General features: G+C 34.5%; 3 protein-coding genes and 1 tRNA gene. All 4 read left to right on the top strand.

All coding sequences use genetic code 11. The features are described from left to right. The first annotated feature begins 135 nt into the window (after positions 1 to 135). The gene (locus tag BBH99_RS09830; protein WP_066695067.1) at positions 136 to 1,422 is read left to right on the top strand and encodes a hypothetical protein; all 1,287 of its coding nucleotides are present in this window, start codon (positions 136 to 138) and stop codon (positions 1,420 to 1,422) included. A gap of 248 nt (positions 1,423 to 1,670) precedes the next feature. Continuing rightward, positions 1,671 to 1,758: transfer RNA gene (locus BBH99_RS09825), tRNA-Ser, on the top strand. Between the two features lie 883 nt (positions 1,759 to 2,641). After that, positions 2,642 to 3,550 carry a helix-turn-helix domain-containing protein gene (locus BBH99_RS09815; RefSeq protein WP_066695065.1) on the top strand — a complete coding sequence of 303 codons (909 nt, stop codon included), beginning with the start codon at positions 2,642 to 2,644 and terminating at the stop codon, positions 3,548 to 3,550. A gap of 155 nt (positions 3,551 to 3,705) precedes the next feature. Then, a partial coding sequence (locus BBH99_RS09810; protein ID WP_123873101.1) for an aldehyde dehydrogenase family protein occupies positions 3,706 to 4,525 on the top strand: 820 nt, incomplete at its 3' end.

The raw sequence follows: 4,525 nt of genomic DNA, 5'->3' as shown, positions 1-4,525 counted from the left end.
CAGAGTGGTCGATTGCGGCAGTCTTGAAAACTGTTGACTGTAACAGGTCCGGGGGTTCGAATCCCTCACTCTCCGCAAAAAAAGGTACGAATCAACTGATTCGTACCTTTTTTATTATAAAAACTAAATACTTCAATGAAACGCATACTTCCTGCATTAGCCGTTTTGACATTTTTGAATTGGTCAAATGCTCAAAAAATCATCAGCTCAGACATCAATAATTTTTGGATTGCTTATGACAGTATCCAAAAAAACAAAAGTAATCAAAGCGAAATTATTGAAAACGTCTTCCTTAACAAGAAAACCGATGGGCTAAAAGCTTTCATGGAAATCAAAAAGTTTGGAAAAGAGGATTATTTAAATGTTATTGAAAAATATCCTGGTTTCTGGAACTCCATCAGACCCAATACCCTTATTGATTCTAAAAAAATTAAAACAATCAATAGAGCCTTCAGAAGATTGGGAAAACTTTATCCCAACAACTCCAAAGGAAATATTTACTACACAATTGGCACACTGAAATCGGGCGGAACAACTAATAAAGAAGACTTGCTGCTAGGTGTTGAAAAAATAACAGGTGATAAAAATACAGTTGTTTCAGAGCTTGAAAATGAAAATCTAAAGAAAATATTCTTGTTTACGAACCCTTCACAGCTGGAGCAGGTAACGGTACATGAATTCATTCATACTTTTCAAAAAGCAGGAGAAATCAATGTCTTATCAAAAGCTATTAAAGAAGGATCATGTGATTTTATTGCAGAATTGGCTTTAAACAAAAAATTCACCGCACATTATCTTGATTACGGCTTCAAAAATTACGAAAAAGTAAAATCTGACTTTAAAAAAGAAATGTTCAGTAAAAAATTAGAGAATTGGTTTTATAATAGTAATGCAAACAATCCTGATCTTGGATACTTTGTGGGATACGTGATTTCCAAAAAATATTATGAAAGCTCATCCGATAAGAAAGCCGCCATTAAAAACATCATTAATCTGGATTTCAATAATGAAGATGATGTTCTTCAGTTTTTAGCTATTTCAGATTATTTTGAGAACAAAAAGACTACGGAACAAATCCTATCTGAGTATAAAGCGCATCAGCCCAAATTAATAAAGATCATAGATTTTGAAAATGGCAGCCAGCACGTAAGTACAGATATCAAGAAAATCCAGATTGTGTTCTCGCAGCCAATGAATGAGAAAATATCCGTCAATTTCTCAAAAAATGGGAAGGAACATTTTCCTTTGAAAAACATTATAGGTTTAGATCAATCGAAAACCATTCTTACCATCGAAACAGTTGATTTAAAACATGATACAGAATATGATTTTTATATAACAGACAGGACAACAAAATCTGAAGACGGTTATCCTTTTAATACTGAAGAATATAAAATATCATTTAAAACCGGGAATAAATAATTTGATACCCATTTTTTATGATAGCCCTAATAGCTTTTTAGTTTTTTAATATTAAAAAGCTTTGCAACACCCAAAAAAAGACTTAAGATTCAACTAAAATTGAAGCTAAAGACGCCAATTCAGAGCGTTAATAAAAATAATATCCCTGAAAACCCGGCAGATAGATTTTAGTTTATTTTTTATTAGTGGATTATTATAATTTTTTCTATATTTGCACCACTGAAAACAACGATACTATCGGAGTTTAAGGAGAGTTGGCAGAGTGGTCGATTGCGGCAGTCTTGAAAACTGTTGACTGTAACAGGTCCGGGGGTTCGAATCCCTCACTCTCCGCCACCAAATAAAGCCCGACGATAGTCGGGTTTTCTCGTTTATAGACCTTTGCAAACAACGTTTGATAAAAAGTCTATAAACGAGAAAAAAATGAACGGAGTGAATGGCTTTATTTTATGGTGAAGCCTCCCCCATTGGGATCATGTTATTATCCCTCACTCTCCGCAGAAAAAGCCTTTCAGCAATGAAAGGCTTTTTTCGTTATTTTTGGATTCGAACCAGAAGCGCTGGCCGGGGTTCGAACACTATCATCGCGGATTATTGCAAGGGGATGTGGGACGCGATAAATCCCTCACTCTCCGCTTAGGGAGACGTTTATTTTTTAACGTCTCCTTTTTTGCGCTCTATATACATTGATATTCAGTTTATTACATTATTTTAGTTAAACATAGAAAATTGTTCGGGTTTTTCCAATGTTTTTTAACAAAAATACATTGGTCTTCAGAATTTTCGTATTATCTATTATTTAGTGTTCAATATTCTTTTAATCAATCAATCTGACCGATTCAAAATTATTATCCTTTGGATGTGGCTAGTATATATAGGAAATCTAAGATAACGATGGCTTCATCTTCATTAATATGTATTCCATTTTTTCTCAGTATTTTTATTACTTGAATTATAGAAAATATCGCTCAGAAAAAATATAATATGAACTTTTAGTCCATATTTTTTATGGCTTTAATGTGCATCGTATATTGAGTACCAAAATTAGATTGATAGGATGGATCGGACCAATAATTCGGTTAAAAAACATCATTATTTCATATACCTTACTTAAATGCCCATAAATGAAATGTACATCTGCAATATCTGTTACCTTATCTGCAATTTGTGTAATTTTCAGAAAGCAAAGAGTTTTAATTTTGTCATATAAATTCCCCATATGAAAAATCAAATTATCACTATAAATTCAGTCAGCGAGCTATGCAGTGTTTTTGGATTTGATAAACCCAAGCATCCACTCATTGCTTTAATAGATGCTGCGCAAATCAATGTTCCGGAATCCCAGATCGGAACAAAGGTGGTGCTGGATCTGTACATGATAGCCCTAAAAGATAAAGATTGCGGTATTGAATACGGAAGAAATCACTTTGATTTCGAAGAAGGTGTAATGGCATTTTCGGGTCCAAAACAAGTCAACACAATTGAAAAGGAAATGAGACCTGGAGAAGTAAAAGGCTGGATGCTTTATTTCCATCCGGATTTAATTAGAGGTACACATTTAGGCAGCATAATATCAGAATATTCATTTTTTGATTATAAAGTTGTGGAGGCATTGCACCTGTCTGAAGATGAAGAAGTACTTGTAACCGATACGGTTGCCAATATTAAAAATGAGTTTACTCAGCGAATCGATAGCCATAGCCAGCGGGTAATTGTTTCTAATATTGAATTGCTTTTAAATTATTGCCTGCGTTTTTATGATCGTCAATTCTTTACCAGAACCAATCAAAATAAAGATATTTTTTCACGCTTTGAAAAGGAATTAAAATCATATTTTGATAAAGAGGAGCAGCTGAAAAACAGCCTTCCAACGATAAATTACTTTGCTGAAAAACTGAATCTTTCTTCCCATTACTTCAGTGACCTGCTTAAAAAAGAAACCGGGCGTTCGGCCAAAGATCACATCAATGATTATATAATAGAGCTGGCTAAAAACTACCTTTTGGGAACTAACCAGACTATTAATGAAATAGCCTATTCCCTGGGGTTTAATTATCCTCATTATTTCACAAGGCTTTTCAAATCAAAAACGGGCTACACGCCGTTAGCTTATAAACAGCTCAATTAAGCTGGAAATCTAATGAGAAAAGCGATTCATAAAATATATGAATCGCTTTTTTTTATTTCTGTCGGATCTGCAAAAAGTGTTTTAATATCAATAAAAAGTGTTAATCTCCTCAAAATAGGCAACATACCTTTGTCTTATAATTAAAACATAAAGTTATGAGAGCACAAGAAGCATTTGACTATTTAAACCCGAAATCATGGGCAGCTACGTCAGCAGTAGAGAAACTTACTCTACTCGAAGAGATACAAAATAATTTAGATAAGTACTCAGAGCAGCTTGCTTTGGCGGATATAAAAATGAAAAATGATTATATCGGCACTGAAATTTACACAAAAGCATTTGGGCTGGCTGGAACGGCGGGACCTGTTGCAGGTGTACTTATGGCAAGCCGGCACCTGTACGAAAAATTGGCAAATGGAGAGATGTTACAACCTGTTAGTGTTCGAAATTTAGGAGATGGTAACACAGCCATACAAACCTGGCCTATTTTTCCAAAAGATAAAATTGTGGCAGGAAAACAAAAAGGATACCTGTATGTAAAAGGAGAACCAAAACAGATTAATCCACTTGATAAGAAAGCGGGAATTATTGCTATTTCAGGGGCAGGAAATTACAGTTCATCAGTAGAAATGGTAAAAGCATTATTCTTTGAAAACAAAGCAGTAATTCATAAACCACATCAAAACAATGTGGAAACGGATAAAATTTGGGCAAAAATATTTCAGCCTCTCATTGACCGAAAGGCTTTGGTGTTCATTGAACCGGAAGAAGGAAGAGCGATGACAGGTCTTGATGGATTACATGCCATTTATTTTACGGGTTCTTCAGGAGTTGCCCATGCTATTCAGAAAAACGCAAAAGCACCATTAATTTCAGAATGTGGAGGGAATAATCCCTTATTGATTATTCCTGGTGAAAAACCATGGACAGACAAGGAAATAGCACATCAGGCATTGCAAGTCGTTTCTGTGGGTA

The sequence above is a fragment of the Chryseobacterium contaminans genome, from assembly GCF_001684955.1.
Taxonomy (GTDB): Bacteria; Bacteroidota; Bacteroidia; order Flavobacteriales; family Weeksellaceae; genus Chryseobacterium; species Chryseobacterium contaminans.
Note: the sequence above shows the minus strand (reverse complement) of the source record. Positions and strands in the feature narration are given on the sequence as shown.

Coding starts and splice junctions, on each gene's coding strand:
- BBH99_RS09815 (WP_066695065.1), top strand. CDS start 2,642: ATGAAAAATCAAATTATCACTATAAATTCAGTCAGCGAGCTATGCAGT.
- BBH99_RS09830 (WP_066695067.1), top strand. CDS start 136: ATGAAACGCATACTTCCTGCATTAGCCGTTTTGACATTTTTGAATTGG.